This window comes from Winogradskyella sediminis, from assembly GCF_003387355.1.
Lineage (GTDB): Bacteria > Bacteroidota > Bacteroidia > Flavobacteriales > Flavobacteriaceae > Winogradskyella > Winogradskyella sediminis.
Genome location: NZ_QUNH01000004.1, coordinates 104,772 through 127,281, shown reverse-complemented (window position 1 = coordinate 127,281; position 22,510 = coordinate 104,772). Strand labels below are relative to the sequence as shown.

Annotated in this window: 35 protein-coding genes; 1 reads left to right on the top strand and 34 read right to left on the bottom strand. The window is 34.7% G+C overall.

Annotation, left to right across the window (positions count from 1 at the left end):
• Nucleotides 1–216 precede the first annotated feature (216 nt).
• The 34 genes from eno to rpsL form a co-directional block, all read right to left on the bottom strand.
• The gene (gene eno, locus C8N41_RS15275; protein WP_115839898.1) at nt 217–1,512 is read right to left on the bottom strand and encodes a phosphopyruvate hydratase; all 1,296 of its coding nucleotides are present in this window, start codon (nt 1,510–1,512) and stop codon (nt 217–219) included.
• A 188-nt stretch (nt 1,513–1,700) separates the two neighbouring features.
• Nucleotides 1,701–2,804 carry a glutamine-hydrolyzing carbamoyl-phosphate synthase small subunit gene (carA, locus tag C8N41_RS15270; protein WP_115839897.1) on the bottom strand — a complete coding sequence of 368 codons (1,104 nt, stop codon included), beginning with the start codon at nt 2,802–2,804 and terminating at the stop codon, nt 1,701–1,703.
• A gap of 328 nt (nt 2,805–3,132) precedes the next feature.
• Nucleotides 3,133–3,612 (bottom strand): 50S ribosomal protein L17, encoded by a 480-nt coding sequence (gene rplQ / locus C8N41_RS15265; protein ID WP_115839896.1) that lies wholly within the window; start codon nt 3,610–3,612, stop codon nt 3,133–3,135.
• A gap of 116 nt (nt 3,613–3,728) precedes the next feature.
• Complete coding sequence (locus C8N41_RS15260; RefSeq protein ID WP_092446820.1) at nt 3,729–4,721, bottom strand: DNA-directed RNA polymerase subunit alpha; 993 nt, start codon at nt 4,719–4,721, stop codon at nt 3,729–3,731.
• Between the two features lie 94 nt (nt 4,722–4,815).
• On the bottom strand, nt 4,816–5,421 hold the full coding sequence (gene rpsD / locus C8N41_RS15255) for a 30S ribosomal protein S4 (RefSeq protein ID WP_092446819.1): 606 nt from the start codon (nt 5,419–5,421) through the stop codon (nt 4,816–4,818).
• Between the two features lie 215 nt (nt 5,422–5,636).
• Nucleotides 5,637–6,020 carry a 30S ribosomal protein S11 gene (rpsK, locus tag C8N41_RS15250; RefSeq protein WP_020897634.1) on the bottom strand — a complete coding sequence of 128 codons (384 nt, stop codon included), beginning with the start codon at nt 6,018–6,020 and terminating at the stop codon, nt 5,637–5,639.
• Between the two features lie 100 nt (nt 6,021–6,120).
• Nucleotides 6,121–6,495, bottom strand: a complete 375-nt coding sequence (rpsM, locus tag C8N41_RS15245) for a 30S ribosomal protein S13 (RefSeq protein ID WP_092446818.1) — start codon at nt 6,493–6,495, stop codon at nt 6,121–6,123.
• Between the two features lie 2 nt (nt 6,496–6,497).
• Nucleotides 6,498–6,614 carry a type B 50S ribosomal protein L36 gene (ykgO, locus tag C8N41_RS15240; protein ID WP_008269159.1) on the bottom strand — a complete coding sequence of 39 codons (117 nt, stop codon included), beginning with the start codon at nt 6,612–6,614 and terminating at the stop codon, nt 6,498–6,500.
• Nucleotides 6,615–6,618: 4 nt separating this feature from the next.
• Entirely contained in the window at nt 6,619–6,834 is a 216-nt protein-coding gene (gene infA, locus C8N41_RS15235) for a translation initiation factor IF-1 (RefSeq protein WP_007094967.1), read from the bottom strand.
• Between the two features lie 8 nt (nt 6,835–6,842).
• Nucleotides 6,843–8,204, bottom strand: a complete 1,362-nt coding sequence (secY, locus tag C8N41_RS15230) for a preprotein translocase subunit SecY (RefSeq protein ID WP_092446817.1) — start codon at nt 8,202–8,204, stop codon at nt 6,843–6,845.
• A 9-nt stretch (nt 8,205–8,213) separates the two neighbouring features.
• Nucleotides 8,214–8,666: a 50S ribosomal protein L15 gene (gene rplO, locus C8N41_RS15225; protein WP_115839895.1), complete on the bottom strand. Its 453-nt coding sequence runs from the start codon at nt 8,664–8,666 to the stop codon at nt 8,214–8,216.
• Between the two features lie 15 nt (nt 8,667–8,681).
• Entirely contained in the window at nt 8,682–8,861 is a 180-nt protein-coding gene (gene rpmD, locus C8N41_RS15220; RefSeq protein ID WP_092446815.1) for a 50S ribosomal protein L30, read from the bottom strand.
• An 11-nt stretch (nt 8,862–8,872) separates the two neighbouring features.
• The gene (rpsE, locus tag C8N41_RS15215; protein WP_092446814.1) at nt 8,873–9,397 is read right to left on the bottom strand and encodes a 30S ribosomal protein S5; all 525 of its coding nucleotides are present in this window, start codon (nt 9,395–9,397) and stop codon (nt 8,873–8,875) included.
• A gap of 6 nt (nt 9,398–9,403) precedes the next feature.
• Entirely contained in the window at nt 9,404–9,760 is a 357-nt protein-coding gene (gene rplR / locus C8N41_RS15210) for a 50S ribosomal protein L18 (RefSeq protein ID WP_092446813.1), read from the bottom strand.
• A gap of 10 nt (nt 9,761–9,770) precedes the next feature.
• On the bottom strand, nt 9,771–10,313 hold the full coding sequence (gene rplF / locus C8N41_RS15205; protein ID WP_092446812.1) for a 50S ribosomal protein L6: 543 nt from the start codon (nt 10,311–10,313) through the stop codon (nt 9,771–9,773).
• Nucleotides 10,314–10,325: 12 nt separating this feature from the next.
• Nucleotides 10,326–10,724: a 30S ribosomal protein S8 gene (rpsH, locus tag C8N41_RS15200; protein WP_092446811.1), complete on the bottom strand. Its 399-nt coding sequence runs from the start codon at nt 10,722–10,724 to the stop codon at nt 10,326–10,328.
• A 62-nt stretch (nt 10,725–10,786) separates the two neighbouring features.
• On the bottom strand, nt 10,787–11,056 hold the full coding sequence (gene rpsN / locus C8N41_RS15195; protein ID WP_020897643.1) for a 30S ribosomal protein S14: 270 nt from the start codon (nt 11,054–11,056) through the stop codon (nt 10,787–10,789).
• Between the two features lie 3 nt (nt 11,057–11,059).
• Complete coding sequence (rplE, locus tag C8N41_RS15190; RefSeq protein WP_092446810.1) at nt 11,060–11,611, bottom strand: 50S ribosomal protein L5; 552 nt, start codon at nt 11,609–11,611, stop codon at nt 11,060–11,062.
• Nucleotide 11,612: 1 nt separating this feature from the next.
• Nucleotides 11,613–11,924 carry a 50S ribosomal protein L24 gene (rplX, locus tag C8N41_RS15185; RefSeq protein WP_092446809.1) on the bottom strand — a complete coding sequence of 104 codons (312 nt, stop codon included), beginning with the start codon at nt 11,922–11,924 and terminating at the stop codon, nt 11,613–11,615.
• Nucleotides 11,925–11,936: 12 nt separating this feature from the next.
• A complete protein-coding gene (gene rplN / locus C8N41_RS15180; protein WP_092446808.1) occupies nt 11,937–12,305 on the bottom strand; it encodes a 50S ribosomal protein L14 in 369 nt (122 codons plus the stop codon).
• Nucleotides 12,306–12,307: 2 nt separating this feature from the next.
• A complete protein-coding gene (gene rpsQ, locus C8N41_RS15175) occupies nt 12,308–12,565 on the bottom strand; it encodes a 30S ribosomal protein S17 (protein ID WP_040756784.1) in 258 nt (85 codons plus the stop codon).
• 17 nt (nt 12,566–12,582) lie between these two features.
• Complete coding sequence (rpmC, locus tag C8N41_RS15170) at nt 12,583–12,774, bottom strand: 50S ribosomal protein L29 (protein WP_092446807.1); 192 nt, start codon at nt 12,772–12,774, stop codon at nt 12,583–12,585.
• A 12-nt stretch (nt 12,775–12,786) separates the two neighbouring features.
• Nucleotides 12,787–13,206, bottom strand: a complete 420-nt coding sequence (gene rplP / locus C8N41_RS15165) for a 50S ribosomal protein L16 (RefSeq protein ID WP_092446806.1) — start codon at nt 13,204–13,206, stop codon at nt 12,787–12,789.
• Between the two features lie 20 nt (nt 13,207–13,226).
• On the bottom strand, nt 13,227–13,946 hold the full coding sequence (gene rpsC, locus C8N41_RS15160; RefSeq protein ID WP_092446805.1) for a 30S ribosomal protein S3: 720 nt from the start codon (nt 13,944–13,946) through the stop codon (nt 13,227–13,229).
• Between the two features lie 9 nt (nt 13,947–13,955).
• Nucleotides 13,956–14,363: a 50S ribosomal protein L22 gene (rplV, locus tag C8N41_RS15155; RefSeq protein ID WP_092446804.1), complete on the bottom strand. Its 408-nt coding sequence runs from the start codon at nt 14,361–14,363 to the stop codon at nt 13,956–13,958.
• A 5-nt stretch (nt 14,364–14,368) separates the two neighbouring features.
• On the bottom strand, nt 14,369–14,647 hold the full coding sequence (rpsS, locus tag C8N41_RS15150; protein ID WP_020897652.1) for a 30S ribosomal protein S19: 279 nt from the start codon (nt 14,645–14,647) through the stop codon (nt 14,369–14,371).
• A 10-nt stretch (nt 14,648–14,657) separates the two neighbouring features.
• Nucleotides 14,658–15,485 (bottom strand): 50S ribosomal protein L2, encoded by an 828-nt coding sequence (rplB, locus tag C8N41_RS15145; protein ID WP_092446803.1) that lies wholly within the window; start codon nt 15,483–15,485, stop codon nt 14,658–14,660.
• Nucleotides 15,486–15,497: 12 nt separating this feature from the next.
• On the bottom strand, nt 15,498–15,788 hold the full coding sequence (gene rplW / locus C8N41_RS15140) for a 50S ribosomal protein L23 (RefSeq protein WP_092446802.1): 291 nt from the start codon (nt 15,786–15,788) through the stop codon (nt 15,498–15,500).
• A 5-nt stretch (nt 15,789–15,793) separates the two neighbouring features.
• Nucleotides 15,794–16,423, bottom strand: a complete 630-nt coding sequence (gene rplD, locus C8N41_RS15135; RefSeq protein WP_115839894.1) for a 50S ribosomal protein L4 — start codon at nt 16,421–16,423, stop codon at nt 15,794–15,796.
• Nucleotides 16,423–17,040: a 50S ribosomal protein L3 gene (rplC, locus tag C8N41_RS15130; RefSeq protein WP_092446800.1), complete on the bottom strand. Its 618-nt coding sequence runs from the start codon at nt 17,038–17,040 to the stop codon at nt 16,423–16,425. The genes rplD and rplC overlap by 1 nt, the downstream gene beginning before the upstream one ends.
• Nucleotides 17,041–17,165: 125 nt before the next feature.
• Complete coding sequence (rpsJ, locus tag C8N41_RS15125) at nt 17,166–17,471, bottom strand: 30S ribosomal protein S10 (protein ID WP_007650482.1); 306 nt, start codon at nt 17,469–17,471, stop codon at nt 17,166–17,168.
• 11 nt (nt 17,472–17,482) lie between these two features.
• The gene (gene fusA, locus C8N41_RS15120; RefSeq protein WP_092446799.1) at nt 17,483–19,609 is read right to left on the bottom strand and encodes an elongation factor G; all 2,127 of its coding nucleotides are present in this window, start codon (nt 19,607–19,609) and stop codon (nt 17,483–17,485) included.
• 3 nt (nt 19,610–19,612) lie between these two features.
• Nucleotides 19,613–20,089, bottom strand: a complete 477-nt coding sequence (gene rpsG, locus C8N41_RS15115) for a 30S ribosomal protein S7 (protein ID WP_092446798.1) — start codon at nt 20,087–20,089, stop codon at nt 19,613–19,615.
• A gap of 22 nt (nt 20,090–20,111) precedes the next feature.
• A complete protein-coding gene (gene rpsL, locus C8N41_RS15110; protein WP_019386263.1) occupies nt 20,112–20,486 on the bottom strand; it encodes a 30S ribosomal protein S12 in 375 nt (124 codons plus the stop codon).
• A 237-nt stretch (nt 20,487–20,723) separates the two neighbouring features.
• Here rpsL and C8N41_RS15105 point away from each other — a divergent pair, with 237 nt between their 5' ends.
• A complete protein-coding gene (locus C8N41_RS15105; RefSeq protein WP_115839893.1) occupies nt 20,724–22,352 on the top strand; it encodes a BamA/TamA family outer membrane protein in 1,629 nt (542 codons plus the stop codon).
• Nucleotides 22,353–22,510: the final 158 nt, after the last annotated feature.

Here is a 22,510-nt window from a genome sequence, read left to right as displayed (position 1 = left end):
GCCTATGCCTGGTTTTATCGCATAAAAAAACCATCTAAAATTTAATATTTTAGATGGTTTAGTATATGTTCAGCATATTTAGTTGGATGGTCTATTCTCATTGTGTATTGTTCTATACACTCAAAAAAAAACACCCCTAAAGAGCTTCGCTCTGTAGTTTCAAAACAAAAAATATTTTGTTTCTCACTAATCCTCAAGGGGACAATCCAAAAAAACTTATGCTTTCACCTTAAAAGCATTTGCTCCAGGAAAATAAGCAACACTTCCTAATTCTTCTTCTATACGTAATAACTGGTTGTATTTTGCCATACGATCACTACGAGACGCAGAACCAGTTTTAATCTGTCCGCAGTTTAATGCTACTGCTAAATCGGCAATAGTATTATCTTCTGTTTCACCAGACCTGTGAGACATTACAGATGTATAGCCAGCATTGTGTGCCATGTTTACTGCTGCAATCGTTTCAGTTAGTGTTCCGATTTGGTTCACTTTAATTAAAATTGAATTGGCAATACCATTTTCGATACCACGAGATAAACGTTCTACGTTAGTTACATATAAATCGTCACCAACTAATTGTACTTTATCACCAATCTGCTCTGTAAGGTCTTTCCAACCATCCCAATCGTTTTCATCCATTCCATCTTCAATAGAAATGATTGGGTATTTTGATGCTAATTCTGCAAGATATTTTGCTTGCTCTGCACTTGTTCTTACTACACCTTTATTACCTTCAAATAAAGTGTAATCGTATTTACCATCTTTATAGAATTCAGCTGCCGCACAATCTAAAGCAATCTTAATATCTTCACCGAAAACATACCCCGCTTTTTCAACAGCAGTCTTAATAGTATCTAAAGCATCTTCAGTACCTCCTGGTAAGTTAGGTGCAAATCCACCTTCATCACCAACTGCTGTACTTAAATCTCTATCATGCAATACTTTTTTAAGATTATGAAAAATCTCAGTTCCCATTTGCATCGCATGTGTAAAGTTTTTTGCTTTAACAGGCATAATCATAAATTCTTGAAAAGCAATAGGAGCATCACTATGAGAACCACCATTAATAATATTCATCATTGGCAATGGTACTGTATTTGCAGAAACCCCTCCAACATATCTATATAATGGCATACCTAATTCATTCGCTGCAGCTTTAGCAACCGCTAAAGAAACCCCTAAAATGGCATTAGCACCTAATTTTGATTTGTTTGGCGTACCATCTAAATCGATCATCATTTGATCAATCGCGTTTTGTTCAAAAACAGAAACACCCATTAATTCTTGAGCAATTGTAGAATTTACATTGTCTACCGCTTTTAAAACTCCCTTACCCATGTAAGTATCTCCACCATCTCTTAATTCAACAGCTTCATGTTCACCAGTAGATGCACCAGATGGCACAGCTGCTCTTCCCATAATACCGTTTTCTGTGGTCACATCAACTTCTACTGTTGGGTTTCCTCTGGAATCTAAAATTTGTCTTGCGTGTACATTGATAATAATGCTCATTATTTCTTAATTTAAGTTATCTATAATTTTAAAAGGCTACAAGGCTCTGCACCTCATAGTGTCACCCAAATTTACGAAAATCTATGGCGCAAAACTTGACAAAAATCAAATTTATGATTAATCCTTACGATAATGATTTCGTAACTAAAAAAACGCAATAAAAAGGGTGTTTTATTGCGTTTTTGGTATTATTTATTTTTTATATTCTCAATAAATTGATCAAATAAATACAGTGAATCATTTGGTCCAGGACTAGCTTCTGGATGGTACTGCACAGAGAAACAATTTTTGTCTTTTATCTTTATACCTGCCACAGTATGGTCATTTAAATGCACATGTGTAATTTCTACATTAGCATTGGCTTCAGTTTCTTCTCTGTTAATAGCAAAACCATGATTTTGAGATGTAATTTCACCTTTACCAGTCACTAAATTTTTAACAGGATGATTGATCCCTCTATGACCGTTATGCATTTTGTAAGTTGAAATTCCATTGGCCAAAGCAATGATTTGATGACCTAAACAAATTCCGAATAATGGTTTGTTGTTAGCGATGATATCTTTAGCTAAATCGATAGCATCTGATAACGGCTCTGGATCACCTGGGCCGTTAGATAAAAAATACCCATCTGGATTAAATGCTTCTAAGTCTTCAAACTTTGCATTGTAAGGAAATACCTTGATGTAAGCATCACGCTTTGCCAAATTTCTTAGAATGTTTTTCTTGATTCCAATATCTAAAGCAGCAATTTTATAAGTTGCATTTTCATCACCTACAAAATAAGGTTCTTTTGTGGAAACTTTTGAAGCTAATTCTAAACCTTTCATTGACGGAAATTCGGCAAGTTGTTTTTTAAGCGCTTCTAGATTATCGATTTCAGTAGTTATTACAGCATTCATAGCTCCATTATCTCTAATGTAGCTTACTAAGGCTCTTGTATCTACATCTGCAATGGCCAAGGTGTTATGTTTTTCAAAGAAATCTTCTAACGACGCATCCGCTGCTGGTCTCGAATAATTAAAGCTAAAATTTTTACAGATTAGTCCTGCGATTTTTACATCATTGGATTCTACTTCTTCTTCTTTTGTTCCGTAATTACCAATATGTGCGTTAGTTGTAACCATTAATTGGCCATAATAAGAAGGATCTGTAAAGATTTCTTGATAACCAGTGGTACCTGTATTAAAACAAACTTCACCAAAAGCAGAACCTTCTTTTCCTATGGACTTACCATGAAAGATGGTTCCGTCTGCCAATAAGATAAGCGCTTTTTTTCTTTGTTGATATTTCATGTGTGTTGTGTGTAACTTAACTCTACTATTATATTGTTGATTTCACTGCGTTAGTGATTGAACGATTTGTTTGAGCTCCTCGCAGAGAGCGAGTAGTGAAAGCGCGACGGAATTAGTTTTCTAAAAAACTAATTGGGTAACGCCCAAATGATCAATCAATATATTTGCAAAAATCCAAAAAAAAAGGATAAACTGAAACAGTCTATCCTTTATATTTATTAATGCTTATTAACACTCGATAATCGAGATTTGTATAATGCGAAAGCTAGTGCAAAATTCTTATTTACATTGAATTTAAAATCGTCTAGAACTTTCGTTAGCATTTATTCTATTCTTCTTCGTTTGAAGCCTTAGTTTCAGTAGCAGCAGGTGCTGTTGCAGCCGCTTTACTTCCACCTCTTCTACTTCTACGTGTTGTTTTCTTAGGTGCTTTACCAGCATTGTAGATTTCGTTGTAATCAACTAATTCTATCATTGCCATATCAGCGTTATCACCTAATCGGTTTCCTAATTTGATGATACGTGTATATCCACCAGGACGATCACCTATTTTTGGTGCTACATCTCTAAACAATTCAGCAACAACATGCGTTTGTCTAAGCTTAGCCATTACAATACGTCTGTTATGTGTTGTATCAGTTTTAGATTTTGTAATCATAGGCTCTACAAACTGCTTTAGAGCTTTCGCCTTAGCAACTGTTGTGTTAATACGTTTGTGCTCTATTAAAGAACAAGCCATATTAGCTAACATTGCTTTTCTGTGTGCTGTTTGTCTACCTAAGTGGTTGAATTTTTTTCCGTGTCTCATGACTCTTGTTTTATCATCTTGCTACCAAACTCTTTTTTGAGGAGCAAAATATGATTATTAATAATTATTTTAAATATAAATACCATTCCCATAAAAACAGGAATGGCATACAATATTTAGTCTTTATCTAATTTATATTTACTTAAATCCATTCCGAAATTTAAACCTTTAACATTTACTAGTTCTTCTAGCTCAGTTAAAGACTTCTTACCGAAGTTTCTGAATTTCATTAAATCATTTTTATTGAACGATACTAAGTCTCCTAAAGTATCTACTTCTGCTGCTTTTAAACAGTTAAGTGCACGTACAGAAAGATCCATATCAACTAATTTAGTTTTCAATAGTTGTCTCATGTGAAGTGACTCTTCATCATAAGTTTCAGTCTGTGCTATTTCATCAGCTTCTAATGTAATACGCTCATCAGAGAATAACATGAAGTGGTGAATTAATATTTTAGCAGCTTCAGTTAAAGCATCTTTAGGATTAATTGATCCATCAGTTCTAATTTCGAAAACTAATTTTTCGTAATCCGTTTTTTGCTCAACACGGAAGTTCTCAATAGCATACTTTACATTCTGGATTGGTGTAAAAATTGAATCAGTAAAGATAGTTCCAACTGCAGCAGATGCTTTTTTATTCTCTTCTGCAGGCACATAACCTCTTCCTTTTTCAATCGTTAATTCCATATTGATGTTTACTTTAGGATCTAAGTTACAGATAACTAAATCTGTATTTAGTACTTGAAAACCTGAAATAAACTTCTGAAAATCTCCAGCTGTAATTTGATTCTGACCTGAGATAGATATGGTAACCGTTTCGTTATCCACTTCATCAATTTGACGCTTAAAGTTAACTTGCTTTAAGTTCAAAATCATTTCAGTTACATCTTCAACTACACCAGCGATTGTAGAAAACTCGTGATCTACACCTTCTATTCTTACAGATGTAATTGCAAAACCTTCTAAAGAAGATAATAACACACGTCTTAAGGCGTTACCAACAGTTAATCCATAACCTGGTTCTAAAGGTCTAAATTCAAATTTACCTTCGAAGTCGGTAGAATCAATCATGATTACTTTATCCGGTTTCTGAAAATTTAATATTGCCATATTGTTCTTCGTTTTAATTGTTATTTAGTTGCGCGGTTTATAAGTATGAAGAAGACTATAAACCCTTTGGCCAAATACCAATATGATTAGTTTATTATTTAGAGTAAAGTTCAACGATTAATTGTTCGTTGATTTGTTCTGGAATTTGAATTCTTGCAGGAACAGCAACATAAGTACCTTCCATAGAACCTGTATTCCAAGTAATCCATTCGTAAACATTACTAGAGTTTGCTAATGAATTTTGAATAGCCTCTAATGATTTTGATTTTTCTCTAACACCAACAACATCACCAGCTTTTAATTGATAAGAAGGAATGTTTACCTTTTCACCATTTACTGTAATATGTCTGTGAGATACTAATTGTCTTGCTCCACTTCTTGAAGGAGAAATACCCATTCTATAAACAACATTGTCTAAACGAGACTCACATAATTGAAGTAATACTTCACCTGTAATTCCTTTAGCAGAAGTTGCTCTTTTAAACATGTTTCTGAATTGCTTTTCTAAAATACCATAGGTATATTTAGCTTTTTGCTTTTCCATTAACTGAATAGAATATTCAGATTTTTTACCACGACGACGGTTGTTACCGTGTTGCCCTGGAGGGTAATTTCTTTTTTCGAAAGCCTTATCGTCTCCGAAAATAGCTTGTCCGAATTTACGGGCGATTTTAGTTTTAGGACCAGTATATCTTGCCATTTTAAATTGTTTTTTAAGAGTGATAAATGAATTAAGGTCTTAATCTTATCCTTCAAAAATCGTTGATCTCTTATTAATACTTGTTAATATTTTTCAGTTTGCAAATGTATAAAAAATAAACTAATATCAGCACATAAATGCGTGATATTAGTTTATTTAAAAATTTGAGTATGTTTTCTAATTAAGTAAATTAGATTTCTGAATAACAATTCAGATTACACTCTACGTCTTTTTGGTGGACGACAACCGTTGTGTGGTAATGGAGTTACATCAATGATTTCCGAAACTTCAATACCTGCATTATGTATAGATCTTATTGCAGATTCTCTACCGTTACCAGGTCCTTTAACGTATACTTTCACTTTCTTTAAACCAGCTTCTTTCGCTACTGCTGAAGCATCTTCTGCAGCTAACTGAGCAGCATATGGAGTATTCTTTTTAGAACCTCTAAAGCCCATTTTACCAGCTGATGACCATGAAATTACGTCACCTTTTTTATTTGTTAAAGAGATAATAATGTTATTAAAAGAAGCTGTAATATGTGCTTCTCCAATTGCATCTACTATAACCTTACGTTTTTTTGTACTTGCCTTTGCCATTTTATTTTTAGCTTTTAGTATTAGTTTATAGTCGCTAGAATCCTAAACCGTTAAATTTCAAACAGATTCTTTCCAACGTCTAATAGACTAAAGACTATGATTACTTAGTTACTTTCTTTTTGTTAGCAACTGTTTTACGTCTTCCTTTTCTTGTACGTGAGTTATTCTTAGTACGTTGTCCTCTTAAAGGGAGACCAACTCTATGACGGATACCTCTGTAACATCCAATATCCATTAATCGCTTAATGTTCATTTGTGTTTCAGAACGTAATTCACCTTCGATCTTAAAAGTACCAACAGTTTCACGGATTGCTCCAATTTCATCGTCAGTCCAATCTTGAACTTTTGTGTTTTCGTCAACTTTAGCGGCTGCTAAAATTTCTTTAGCTCTACTTCTACCTACTCCGTAGATATAAGTTAAAGAGATAACTCCTCTTTTCTGTTTTGGTATGTCTACACCTGCAATTCTTGCCATAATTACCCTTGTCTTTGTTTGAATCTAGGATTCTTTTTGTTAATGACGTAAAGTCTACCTTTTCTGCGCACCAACTTACAGTCTGCGCTTCTTTTCTTTACTGATGCTCTAACTTTCATCGTTTTAGTATCTATATGTTATGCGAGCCTTCGTTAAATCGTAAGGACTCATTTCTAATTTCACTTTATCACCTGGTAACAATTTAATATAATGCATACGCATCTTACCAGAGATATGTGCAGTCACTATATGACCATTTTCTAATTCAACACGAAACATAGCATTTGATAATGCTTCAATAATAGTTCCATCTTGTTCTATTGCTGCTTGTTTTGCCATAATTATTCTTATTGCGCCACAGCTTTTCTGTTCTTACCTGTTTTCATCAAGCCATCATAATGCTTATTTAATAAATAAGAATTAATCTGTTGCATAGTATCAATAGCCACACCTACCATAATTAATAGTGATGTTCCACCAAAGAATAATGCCCAACCTGCTTGCACGTTCATTAATTTCATAACAAATGCTGGAAAAATAGCAACTAAAGCTAGAAATATAGAACCTGGTAAGGTTATCTGTGACATGATTTTGTCTAAATACTCAGAGGTTTCTGATCCTGGACGTATACCTGGAATAAATCCACCGCTACGTTTTAAATCATCTGCCATTTTGTTTGTTGGTACTGTAATTGCTGTATAAAAGTAAGTAAACACTATAATTAATAAAGCGAAAATTAAATTGTACCAAAACCCAAACATATCAGCGAAGTTGGTTTGCATCCAAACTCCAGTACTTGTATCTTTTAACCAAGCAGAACCACCGATTAAACTTGGAACAAACATAATTGCTTGCGCAAAGATAATTGGCATTACACCAGAAGCATTAAGCTTTAATGGTAAAAACTGACGTGAACCAAAGACATTCTTTTCATATCCTCCAGTAGCCGTTCTTCTTGCGTACTGAACTGCAATTTTTCTCACCGCCATTACTAAGAATACAGATCCTAAAATAATTAATAGCCAGATTACCATTTCAATTAAAATCATCATAAATCCTCCGTTACCTTCTAATCTAGAAGCTGCGTTTTGAATAAATGACTGAGGCAATGTAGCAATAATACCTACCATAATTAATAATGAAATACCGTTACCAATACCTTTATCTGTAATTTTTTCTCCTAACCACATTGCAAATACACAACCTGTAACTAAGATAATTACTGAAGAAAAGTAAAACATATTTTCACTAAAACCGGGTACCAACATGGCACTCATTGATGTAGAACCAGATAATCCTGGTATACTAGCTAAATAACCAGGAGCTTGTACTAAACAAATACCGATGGTTAACCAACGTGTAATTTGAGTAATTTTTTTCTGGCCACTAGCCCCTTCTTTTTGAAGCTTCTGTAAATAAGGAATCGCAATACCCATTAATTGAACAACAATGGAAGCAGAAATGTAAGGCATAATACCTAATGCAAATACTGAGGCGTTAGCAAAAGCTCCACCTGTAAATGCATTTAACAACCCTAGTATACCACCATCCATACCAGCTTGTAAACCACCCAGTGCGTCTATATTAATACCAGGTAATACAACCTGAGCACCAAAACGATACACTAATAATAAACCTAAGGTTAAGATAATTCTATCCTTAAGCTCTGTGATTTTCCAAACGTTTTTTAATGTTTCTATTATTTTCATCCTATAATCTTATAAAGTTACAGCTTCACCACCAGCAGCTTCAATAGCAGCTTTTGCCGTAGCAGTAAATTTATGAGCAGTTACGGTTAATTTTGCTTTCAACTCTCCTCTTCCTAAGATTTTAACTAGTTCGTTTTTACCAACTAATCCTAGAGATAATAAAGTTTCAAAATCAACGGTATCATTGATTACTTTTTCATCTACCAACTTCTGAATCGTATCCAAGTTAATTCCTTGGTAATCTACTCTGTTAATATTTGTAAATCCAAATTTAGGAACACGTCTTTGTAATGGCATTTGACCACCTTCAAATCCTAATTTCTTAGAATAACCTGAACGTGACTTTGCCCCTTTGTGACCACGAGTCGCGGTTCCACCTTTACCAGAACCTTGTCCACGTCCAATACGTTTCCCCTGACTTTTTACTGAACCTTCTGCAGGTTTTAAATTACTTAAATCCATTGTTAAGTTATATTTTTAAGCTTCCTCTACAGAAACTAAGTGTTCAACTTTCTTAACCATACCAAGAATACTTGATGTAGCTTCGTGCTCTTTTACTTGACCAATCTTGTTAAGACCTAAAGCCTCCAATGTTTGCTTTTGTCTTTTTGTACGATTGATTGCACTTTTTACTTTAGTTACTTTGATCTTTGCCATCTTGTCCTTGATTATCCGTTAAATACTTTTTCAAGTGAAATACCACGTTCTTTAGCTACAGATTTAGCATCTCTTAATTGTAATAATGCATCAAATGTTGCTTTTACCACGTTGTGAGGGTTAGAAGATCCTTGTGACTTAGATAATACATCGTGTACACCTACTGCCTCAAGAACAACTCTTACCGCACCACCAGCAATAACTCCTGTACCAGGTGCAGCTGGAATGATGTTTACTCTAGCACCACCATACTTTCCTTTTTGCTCGTGTGGAATAGTACCATTAAGGATAGGAATTCTTACTAAGTTTTTCTTAGCATCTTCGATTGCTTTTGCAATTGCAGTAGCAACGTCTTTAGATTTACCTAAACCTTGTCCTACAACATTTGTTTCGTCACCTACAACAACAATTGCAGAAAAACCAAATGCTCTACCACCCTTTGTTACTTTAGTTACACGCTGAACGCCAACTAAGCGATCTTTTAATTCTAATCCGCTTGGTTTAACAAGCTCTGCGTTTTTATATTTTTGATACATAATGTCTTAAAATTTAAGTCCTGCTTCTCTAGCTCCTTCAGCTAATGATTTTACTCTTCCATGATATAAATAACCACCTCTATCAAAAGAAATAGTATCAACACCCGCTTTCTTTGCTTTTTCTGCTACAGATTTACCTACTAACGCAGCTATTTCTGTTTTGTTTCCTTCAGACTTTGCAATATCTTTATCTCTAGAAGATGCAGCAGCTAAAGTTTTACCAGTTACATCATCTACGATCTGAGCATAAATTTCTTTATTACTTCTAAAAACAGCTAATCTTGGTCTTGTTTCAGTACCAGATACTACCTTACGGATTCTGTTTTTTATTCTTATTCTTCTTTCGTTCTTTGTCAATGCCATAACTTAATTATTAAGCTGATTTACCTGCTTTTCTTCTAATTTCTTCACCAACAAACTTGATACCTTTTCCTTTGTAAGGTTCAGGTTTTCTAAAGCCACGGATTTTTGCAGCGACTTGACCTACCAATTGTTTGTCAAAAGACGTTAATTTAACTATTGGATTTTTACCTTTTTCTGAAACTGTCTCAACTTTTACTTCTGGAGCAATATCCAAAACAATATTGTGAGAAAATCCTACGGCTAAATCTAATTTTTGTCCTTGATTAGACGCTCTATAACCTACACCAACTAATTCTAATTCTTTGGTCCAACCTTTAGAAACACCTTCTATCATATTAGCAATTAATGCTCTGTAAAGACCATGTTTTGCTCTTAAATCTTTTTTATCAGAAGCACGCTCTAATGTAATAGTACCGTCTTCTAATTTAATCGTAACATCTGAATACTCTTGAGTTAATTCACCTAATTTACCTTTAGCGGTAATTACGTTGTCTTTAATCTCAACTGTAACACCTTCAGGAACTGTTATTGGGTTTTTACCTATTCTTGACATAATTTCCTGTTTTTAGTATACGTAACATAATACTTCACCACCTACATTTTCTCTCTGCGCTTGTTTTCCTGTCATCACTCCGTGAGACGTAGAAACAATTGCAATACCTAATCCATTAAGGATTCTTGGCATTTCTTTAGATGAAGCATACTTACGTAAACCTGGTTTACTGATTCTTTGAATTTTTTTGATAACTGACTCTTTAGTCTCTTTACTGTACTTTAAGGCAATTTTAATTGTTCCTTGTACTGTTGAGTCATCAAATTTATAACTTAAGATATATCCTTGGTCGAATAATATCTTAGTTATTTCTTTTTTTAAGTTAGATGCAGGTATCTCAACCACCCTGTGATTTGCCTTAACTGCGTTTCTAACTCGCGTTAAATAATCCGCTATTGGATCTGTGTTCATATGTATTAATTTGCGGTAGCGGTTTTCGACACTATTGTCAAACCTGAAACCAATTTATAATTTTACCAACTTGCTTTTCTAACACCAGGAATTAAACCTTGGTTAGCCATTTCTCTAAACATTACACGAGAAATACCAAATTGTCTCATGTAACCTTTTGGTCTTCCCGTAAGTTTACAACGGTTATGCTGACGTATAGGTGATGCGTTTTTTGGTAACTTTTGCAATGCTTCATAATCGCCAGCTTCTTTTAAAGCTTTACGTTTTTCTGCATATTTAGCAACCGTTTTAGAACGCTTAACCTCACGGGCTTTCATTGATTCTTTAGCCATAATTTAATTCTTTTTAAAAGGTAATCCTAGTTCTGTTAATAACGACTTCGCTTCCTTATCGGTTTCAGCTGAAGTCACAAATGTGATATCCATACCAGAAATTTTATTCACTTTATCAATGTCTATTTCTGGGAAAATGATTTGTTCTACAATACCTAAGTTGTAGTTTCCACGTCCATCAAAACCAGTAGCTTTAATACCGTTAAAATCTCTAACTCGTGGTAAAGCTGAAGTTACCAAACGATCTAAGAATTCATACATTTGCTCACCTCTTAATGTTACTTTGGCACCAATTGGCATTCCTTTACGTAACTTAAAAGACGCGACATCTTTCTTAGACATTGTTTGTATAGCTTTCTGTCCAGATATTTTAGTAAGCTCATCTACTGCGTGATCGATTAATTTCTTATCCGCAACAGCTGCACCCACACCTTTAGATATTACTATCTTAGTAAGCTTAGGTACTTGCATTACATTTTTATATCCAAATTCTTCCGTAAGAGCAGCAACAATTTTGTCCTTATACTCTTTTTTTAATCTTGCAACGTAAGCCATATTAAATTACTTCATTAGATTTTTTAGAAAATCTCACTTTATTATCTCCATCCATTTTATAACCAACTCTTGTTGTATCTCCTTTTGAAGTTAACAACGATAAGTTAGAAATATGAATAGATGCTTCTTTCTCTACAATACCACCTTGAGGATTTTGTGCACTTGGTTTAGTATGTTTCTTAACCATGTTTACACCTTCTACGATGGCTTTGTTCTTATCTAGTAATACTTTAAGTACTTTACCTTCTGACCCTTTGTGATCACCAGCAATTACTTTTACTGTATCTCCTGATTTTATTTTAAGCTTTGTCATTTTATTTATCAATTAAAGCACTTCTGGTGCTAATGATACTATTTTCATGAATTGTTTATCACGAAGTTCTCTTGCTACAGGACCAAAAACACGAGTTCCTCTCATCTCCCCTTGAGGATTTAAAAGTACACATGCATTATCGTCAAATCTAATGTAAGAACCATCTGGACGTCTTACTTCTTTAGCAGTACGAACTACAACTGCTGTAGATACAGCACCTTTTTTGATTTGCCCGTTTGGTGTTGCATCTTTAACAGATACCACAATCTTATCACCTACAGAAGCATACCTTCTTTTAGTTCCACCTAATACACGGATAGTTAATACTTCCTTTGCACCAGTGTTATCAGCTACTTTTAATCTTGATTCTTGTTGTAACATAATTACTTCGCTCTTTCAATTATTTCTACTAATCTCCAACATTTAGATTTACTTAAAGGTCGTGTTTCCATGATCTTTACTGTATCTCCTTCGTTGCAGTCATTTGTCTCATCGTGCGCAACATATTTCTTAGTTTTTAACACGAATTTTCCATACATAGGGTGTTTTACCTTCTTAACTTCAGAAACAACAATAGATTTCTCCATTTTGTTACTCGTTACGATCCCTATACGTTCTTTTCTTAAATTTCTTTTTTCCATCTTTCAGCAGAATACGATTATTGTACGTCTCTTTTAGTTAATTCTGTTGCCATTCTAGCTACTGCGCGACGTGCAACTCGTAACTGGATTGGGTTATCTAAAGGAGAAATAGTATGAGCCATTTTCAGGTCCGTATAACTCTTTTTAGATTCACTAAGTTTCTCTTGTAACTCAGCTGTTGAAAGCTGTTTAATTTCTGATTGCTTCATAATATCTTTCTATTAAGCTTCGTAATCTCTAGCTATGATAAACTTAGTTTTTACAGGAAGTTTTTGAGCTGCTAATCGAAGCGCTTCTTGAGCGGTTTCTAATGGCACTCCACTTATTTCAAATAACATACGTCCTGGTTTTACAACTGCTGCCCAATATTCTACAGAACCTTTACCTTTACCCATACGTACTTCAAGAGGTTTCTTTGTGATAGGCTTGTCCGGAAATATTTTAATCCATAACGATCCTTCTCTTTTCATATAACGAGTAGCGGCAATACGTGCTGCTTCTATTTGGCGTGCAGTGATAAATGACGCATCTAATGATTTAATACCGAAAGTTCCATTTGATAACAAATGACCTCTTCCCGCATTTCCCTTCATACGTCCTTTTTGCTGCTTACGAAATTTTGTTCTTTTAGGCTGTAACATTTTGTCTTTTCTTTAAAAAATTACTTTCTACGACGAGATTGGTTCTTGTTTCCACCACGTCCACCTTTACCTTTTTGTTGTTTAGATAAACCGACTAATGGAGAAAGTTCTCTCTTTCCATATACCTCGCCTTTCATTATCCAAACTTTGATGCCCAATCTACCATAAGTAGTATGTGCTTCTACTAAAGCATAATCAATATCTGCTCTAAAAGTAGACAAAGGAATACGTCCTTCTTTATAGTGTTCTGAACGTGCCATTTCAGCACCGTTTAAACGACCACTAATCTGAATTTTAATTCCTTCTGCATTCATACGCATGGCAGCTGCAATAGCCATCTTAATTGCACGTCTGTATGAAATTCGGCTTTCAATTTGACGAGCAACACTTGCTGCTACTAAATACGCATCGAGTTCAGGTCTCTTAATTTCAAAGATGTTCAATTGAACTTCTTTGCCAGTAATTTTCTTAAGCTCTTCTTTTAACTTATCTACTTCTTGTCCACCTTTTCCGATAATAATACCAGGTCTAGCAGTAGTTATAGTAACGGTTACAAGTTTAAGCGTACGCTCAATAATTACTCTACTTACACTAGCTTTAGATAGACGAGCATGAATATACTTTCTAATCTTATCGTCTTCGGCAAGTTTATCACCATAATCGTTTCCTCCGTACCAGTTAGATTCCCATCCTCTGATAATTCCTAAGCGATTTCCGATTGGATTTGTCTTTTGTCCCATATCTCTATCTTAGCTTTGTGTTTTATTGATTGCATCTACAACCACAGTTACGTGGTTAGATCTTTTTCTAATTCTGTGTGCTCTACCTTGAGGTGCTGGACGCAATCTCTTTAACATAGAACCACCATCTACTCTAATTTCTTTGATAAATAATTTAGCCTCTTCAACATCAGCATCTTCATTTTTAGCTTGCCAGTTTGCAATTGCAGACATTACAAGTTTTTCTAAACGACGAGACGCTTCTTTCTGACTAAATCTAAGAATCTGAAGAGCTTTCTCAGCCTTTTCTCCTCTTACTAAATCCGCTACTAACCGCATTTTTCTTGGAGATGTAGGACAGTTATTTAGCTTTGCAAAAGCAACCTGCTTTTTCTCGGCTTTAATAGCTTCCGCCATTTGTTTTTTACGACTTCCCATGATTCTTATTTTTTACCTTTATTCTTAGCACCTGCATGACCTCTAAACGATCTTGTTGGTGAAAATTCTCCTAATTTATGACCTACCATATTTTCAGTAACAAATACTGGAACAAATTGACGACCATTGTGAACTGCTATAGTTTGCCCAACAAAATCTGGAGAAATCATTGAAGCTCTAGACCAAGTTTTGATCACCGTCTTTTTGTTTGAAGCTACATTCTCTGCAACTTTCTTATCTAATTTATAGTGGATATAAGGTCCTTTTTTTAATGAACGTGCCATACTATCTTAATTATTTCTTTCTACGTTCTACAATATACTTATTACTCGCCTTTGTCTTAGAACGCGTTCTGTAACCTTTAGCAGGTACACCGTTTCTATTTCTTGGATGACCACCTGAAGATTTACCTTCACCACCACCCATTGGGTGATCTACCGGGTTCATCACTACCGGTCTTACTCTTGGACGTCTTCCTAACCATCTACTTCTACCTGCTTTACCAGATACTAACAATTGATGATCTGAATTAGAAATCGCACCAATAGTAGCCATACATGTTACTAAAATCATTCTAGTTTCACCTGATGGCAACTTCACAGTAGCAAATTTATCACCTCTTGCCATTAACTGAGCAAAAGCACCTGCACTACGCGCCATAACAGCACCTTGACCAGGACGTAACTCTATACAAGAAATAATTGTTCCTAATGGTATTTCACTTAAAGGCATTGCGTTTCCAATTTCTGGAGCGATACCCTTTTCACCAGACACTATATTTTGCCCTACTTGTAAACCATTTTGAGCAATAACATAACGTTTCTCACCATCTTGATAGTTTAATAAAGCAATAAATGCTGTTCTGTTGGGATCGTACTCAATAGTCTTAACTTCTGCAGGAACTCCCGCTTTGTTACGTTTGAAATCGATAATACGATACCTTTTCTTATGACCTCCACCCACTTGGCGTATGGTCATTTTTCCTTGACTGTTTCTACCACCAGATCTCTTTTTCGGAGCAAGCAAGCTTTTCTCCGGCTTATCAGTAGTAATGGCGTCAAATCCATTAACTACTCTAAATCGCTGACCTGATGTGATCGGTTTTAATTTTCTTACTGACATTAATGTCTAAAATTACATGTTAGTGTATAAATCTATTGTTTCACCTTCCGCCAGTTGTACAATTGCCTTTTTAACAGCATTTGTTTTACCATGTTGCACACCAGTCTTTGTAAACTTAGTCTTGCGATCTGGACGGACATTTATTGTACGAACCTTTTCAACAGAAACTCCATAAGCAGCTTCCACCGCTTTTTTGATTTCTACCTTGTTCGCCTTTGTGCTCACTTCAAATGCATACGCATTTAACAACTCACTTTGCATGGTTGCTTTTTCTGTGATTATCGGTTTTTTTAAGATACTCATCTGTTCTACTTACTTAAATTCGATTCAATTCCTTCTAATGCACTTTCAATTAGAATAACTTTATTAGCATTCATAATCTTATAAGTACTTAATTCTGAAGCAGTTACCACTTCAGAACCTTTAAAATTGCGTGATGACAAATATACATTATTATTTGTACCTCCCAACACAATAAGAGATTTTTTGTTTTCAACCTCTAAAGCCTTTAAAACATTAAGGAAATTTTTAGTTTTTGGTGCTTCAAAATTGAAGTCTTCCATCACTAAAATTGACTTATCATTTGCTTTAATACTTAGGGCTGACTTACGTGCTAATCGCTTTACGTTTTTATTTAATTTAAAACCGTAGTTTCTTGGTCTTGGACCAAACATACGACCACCTCCTCTAAATACACCAGACTTAATACTACCTGCTCTTGCAGTACCAGTACCTTTCTGTTTCTTTATTTTACGTGTACTACCAGAGATATCTCCTCTTTCTTTTGCCTTATGTGTACCTTGTCTTTGATTTGCTAAGTATTGCTTAACATCTAAATAGACAGCATGGTCATTAGGCTCTATAGCGAATACGTCTTTAGAAAGCTCTGCTTTTCTACCCGTATCTTTTCCGTTTATATCTAAAACTGCTACCTTCATTACTTCTCAATGATTACATAAGAATTCTTGTGACCAGGAACACATCCCTTTACCACTAGCAAGTTCTTTTCTGGAACCACTTTGTAAACTCTTAAATTTTGAACTTTTACTGTTTCACCACCCATTCTTCCGGCCATCTTCATTCCTTTGAATACTCTCGCAGGATAAGAAGCTGCACCAATAGAACCTGGAGCTCTTAAACGGTTGTGCTGACCATGTGTCGCTTGACCTACACCACCAAATCCGTGACGTTTTACTACACCTTGAAAACCTTTACCTTTAGAAGTCCCTGCGATATCTACAAATTCTCCTTCAATAAATTGCTCTACTGTGATAGCATCACCTAACTTGTACTCCGAATCAAAACCTTTGAATTCAACAACTTTGCGTTTTACAGAAGTACCCGCTTTTTTAGCATGACCTAAGTCTGCTTTAGTAGCGCTTTTTTCTGTCGCGTCATCGAAACCTAATTGAAGGGCAGAATAACCATCCACTTCTTCAGTTCTGACTTGGGTAACGATACATGGTCCAGCTTCGATTACTGTACATGGAATATTCTTTCCATTTTCATCGAAAATGCTGGTCATACCGATTTTCTTTCCAATTAACCCAGACATATTTATATATATTAATTATTACTATTTGTTATTCAAAATTCAAGGCTGAAAAATACGTTTCAGCCTTGAATTGTATTTTTTCCCGTTTTTCCTTCGCTCGCAGCTTAGGACATGTTAGCGTGTAATTACACCTTGATCTCAACTTCTACTCCACTTGGTAATTCAAGCTTCATTAAAGCATCAATTGTTTTAGAAGATGAAGAGTAAATATCTAATAAACGCTTATAAGAGCTTAATTGAAATTGTTCTCTAGACTTCTTATTTACGTGTGGTGAACGCAATACAGTGAAAATCTTTTTGTGTGTTGGTAAAGGAATTGGCCCTGTTACAACTGCACCTGTACTTTTTACTGTTTTTACAATCTTATCAGCAGACTTATCCACCAAGTTGTGATCGTAAGATTTTAATTTTATTCTGATTTTTTGACTCATTTTCTTAAGATTTACGATTCAACTCCTTTAGCTGCTTTGATTACTTCTTCAGATATATTTGAAGGTGTTTCAGCATAGTGAGAAAATTCCATTGTTGATGTTGCTCTACCTGAAGATAATGTTCTTAATGTTGTAACATATCCAAACATTTCAGATAATGGAACAGTAGCTTTTACAGTTTTTGCACCAGCTCTATCTCCCATGTCACTTACTTGACCTCTTCTTCTATTTAAATCTCCAACAATATCACCCATGTTTTCTTCAGGTGTAATTACCTCAAGCTTCATGATTGGCTCCATTATTACAGCTTTTGCAGCTTTTGCAGCATTTTTAAATCCTAATTTTGCAGCCAACTCAAAAGATAGTTGATCCGAATCCACATCGTGGTAAGATCCATCCTTAAGTGTAACTTTCATAGCATCTACTTCGTAACCTGCTAAAGGACCATTGACCATAGCCATTTTAAATCCTTTTTCAATAGAAGGTATAAATTCTTTAGGAACGTTACCACCTTTTATTTCAGATACGAACTCTAAACCTACTTTTCCTTCTTCTGCTGGCTCTACTGTAAATACAATATCAGCAAACTTACCACGACCACCAGATTGTTTCTTATAAACTTCTCTATGATCAGCAGCTCTTGTGATAGCTTCTTTATATTCTACTTGTGGTTGACCTTGGTTAACCTCAACTTTAAATTCTCTTTTTAAACGATCTACAATAATATCTAAGTGAAGCTCACCCATACCTGATATAATTGTTTGTCCTGATGACTCATCAGTTCTCGCTGTAAATGTAGGATCTTCTTCAGCTAATTTAGCTAAAGCCATCCCCATTTTATCAACATCTGCTTTAGTTTTAGGCTCAACCGCGATACCAATTACCGGATCAGGGAAATCCATAGATTCTAAAACGATAGGATGTTTTTCATCAGACATGGTATCACCAGTCTTAATATCTTTAAATCCTACTGCAGCTCCAATATCTCCTGCTTCAATAAAATCGATAGCATTTTGTTTGTTAGAGTGCATTTGATAGATACGAGAGATACGCTCTTTCTTACCTGAACGGTTATTTAAGATATAAGAACCAGCATCTAAACGACCAGAATACGCTCTAAAGAATGCTAAACGCCCTACGAAAGGATCTGTAGCAATCTTAAACGCTAAAGCTGAAAACGGCTCATCTACTGAAGGCTTACGTCTTTCTTCTGCATCTGTATCTGGATTAGTACCAATTACACTATCTCTATCTAAAGGTGATGGTAAATAACGACATACAGCATCTAATAAGAACTGAACACCTTTATTCTTAAATGAAGAACCACATACCATTGGTATAATAGCCATATCCATTACAGCAGCTCTAAGTGCAGCGTGCACTTCTTCTTCTGTAATAGAATCTTCATCTTCCATGAACTTCTCTAATAAGTTCTCATCGTAACTTGCAACTTCTTCGATTAATAAAGCACGGTATTTACGTACTTCATCTTTCATATCTTCAGGAATATCAACAACGTCGAAAGTAGAACCATAGTTATCATCATGCCATACGATAGCTCTATTTTTAACTAAATCTACAATACCTTTAAAGTCCATCTCATCACCAATGTTTAATACAATTGGCACTGCGTTAGACTTCAACATATCTTTAACCTGCTGACAAACTCCTAAAAAGTCAGATCCTTGACGGTCCATTTTATTAACGAATCCAATTCTTGGAACTTTATAATTATCCGCTAGTCTCCAGTTAGTTTCAGATTGTGGCTCAACACCATCAACTGCACTAAATAAGAATACTAAACCATCTAATACACGTAATGAACGGTTAACTTCTACCGTAAAATCCACGTGACCAGGAGTATCAATAATGTTAAAATGGTAATCCTGAGCATCTGCTGTTGGCTGACCATTTTCTTTAGGGAACGTCCAGTCACAAGTTGTAGCTGCAGAAGTAATTGTAATACCTCTTTCCGCTTCTTGCTCCATCCAGTCCATTGTAGAAGCACCATCATGCACTTCTCCAATTTTGTGTGAAACACCCGTATAAAAAAGAATACGCTCTGTTGTTGTTGTTTTACCAGCATCAATATGAGCTGCAATTCCTATATTTCTTGTAAGTTTTAAATCTCTTGCCATTTCTTAAAATCTAAAGTGTGAGAATGCTTTATTTGCTTCTGCCATCTTATGAGTATCTGTTCTTTTCTTAACAGCTGCCCCTTCTTCTTTAGCTGCAGCTAATACTTCTGCGGCCAAACGTTGCGCCATAGATTTTTCGTTTCTTTTACGCGAAAAGCTAATTAACCATTTCATCGCAGTAGAAACCTTACGATCTGGACGAATCTGCATTGGAATCTGGAATGTAGCACCACCAACACGACGACTACGCACTTCTACGTGAGGCATCACATTTGATAAAGCTTCTTTCCAAATCTCTAAAGCTGTTTTTTCGTCATCATTCTTTTTCTGTTCAACAATATCAATTGCATCATAGAATACTTTAAAAGCTACAGACTTCTTACCGTCCCACATCATCATGTTAACAAAACGTGTTACTAACTGATCATTGAATTTTGGATCTGGTAAAAGCGGTCTCTTTTTTGCTGCTCTTTTTCTCATGTCTTCTTCTTAAAGTTTTTAATTACTTCTTAGGGCGTTTTGCACCATACTTAGATCTACGCTGTGTTCTTCCTGATACACCTGCTGTATCTAAAGCACCACGAACGATGTGATATCTAACTCCTGGTAAATCTTTTACCCTTCCACCTCTAACCAATACTATCGAGTGCTCTTGTAAATTGTGACCTTCTCCACCAATGTATGCATTTACTTCGTTTCCGTTTGTTAAACGAACCCTTGCCACCTTACGCATTGCTGAGTTAGGTTTCTTAGGTGTCGTTGTATAAACACGAGTACATACACCACGTCTTTGAGGACACGAATCTAAAGCAGCCGATTTACTCTTCTTGGTTATTTTGGCTCTTCCTTTTCGTACTAATTGTGAAATTGTTGGCATATATTTCTATATAAAATTTTATTAATCCTCACTTTTGAGGGGTGCAAATGTACTAATTAATATCTATTATTCAAATACTTGAGAATTAATTTTTAAAAGATTTACAAACTTTAATTCCTTCACTATATAATATCGCTTATTTTTACGTTACTATAAGACTAGTTTTATATCGTATTCATGTCGTTTTACTGCCGTATTATTTTTACTACATTTCTTTTGATACTCGTAAGTGAGAGCATGGCGCAATCTATTCATCTAAAGATTTCTGGTGAAAACAACCTCTCAACCACACTTATCGACTCAATAGGTTACAAAGACACATTTAATAACTACAAAGGGATACAAACGGAAATTAAAGTACTTTCAAAAACTTTAAGTAAACTCGGCTATATTGATAATACGATTCGTAAAGTGATAAGAAAAAATGATTCTCTCTTTGAAGCTCATTTTTTTATTGGAAAAAGAGTACCTAGAATAAGAATTTATTATGATGCAACTTTTAACACCGAATTATTAAATGACATTTCTTATAATTCAACTCATAGATTTTTTGACTTAGACATCGCTGAAGTAGAACCGTATTTAAAAAACTTAAATACTAGAATGGCTTCTGAAGGTGACCCATTTTCGTCCTTACAACTTATAAATGTATCTAAATTAAACTCTGATTTAATTGAGGCCGATTTAGAAATTATTTCTAATAAAAAAAGGCAATTAGATAAAATAATAATTAAAGGTTACGAAAAATTCCCGAAGTCTTATATAAAACATTATATGAAGTTGAAAACAGAAAAATCTTTCAACCTAAATGCTATAAGAGACAAAATAGATTTATTAAGTGAATTGCGTTTTGCCTCTAAAATTAAAGAACCAGAAGTATTATTTACCCAAGACTCTACAACACTATATATATATGTAGAAAAAACTAAAACCAATAATTTTGACGGCTTCCTAGGCTTTGGCTCCAATGAAAACACCAATAAACTTGAGTTTGACGGGTATATAGACCTAAGGCTAATTAACAATTTAAACTACGGTGAAACGCTGAACCTTTTTTACAAAAGTGATGAAATAGATCAGCAAACATTTAATGTCGATGCAGATTTACCTTATCTATTTAACTCTCCAATTGGATTGCAAGTTGGACTTAATATTTTTAGAAAAGATTCTACATTTTTAACAGCCAAACAATATGCGAAACTAAATTATTTGGTAAACGCGAAGCACAAAGTAGGTATCGGAATTAACACAACCACATCTACCAATTTGCTCGAAAATGATACAGACATCCTTAACGATTACAAATCCAATTATTACACGGTTCATTACAACTATACAAAACCTCAATTTTACGACCCATTATTTCCTGTGAATTTTTGGTTCGACTTTTCTTCAGGGTTTGGAAACAGAACCGATGATATTGCCTCCCAAAAGCAAAGCATATTTACCATAGATACATATAAGGTATTTAATCTTAATTTAAGAAATAGCATTTACGCAAGACTAAACGGTGCTACGCTCGTTTCCGATAATTATTTAGATAATGAAATGTTTCGATTTGGCGGTATTAACTCTATCAGAGGATTCGAAGAAAACAGCTTAGTTGCAAATCTATACGGCGTATTAAGCACGGAATACCGTTACCGTTTAGGCTCTGCACTATATATACACTCAGTACTAGATGCTGCCTATTTTGAAAATAAACTTACAGAAAGCAAGGAGAAACTTTTTGGTTTTGGATTTGGCCTAGGTTTACTTACCAATGCAGGGCTATTTCGTTTAAATTATTCTAGCGGAAAAACAGAAAACCGACAATTTAAATTATCGGATTCTAAAGTGCATTTAAGTTTGACAGCTACCTTTTAAGAGAAAAACTTACATCACCTATTTTAGCAGTACAAAAAATAATCACGTAGGCCTTGAATTGGACAGGCTTCCACATTATATCGACATCTTAATTTATAAACATATATTGAATAATAATAGGTTTTTTAACAAAATTTTATCAAATTTGATAACAATCA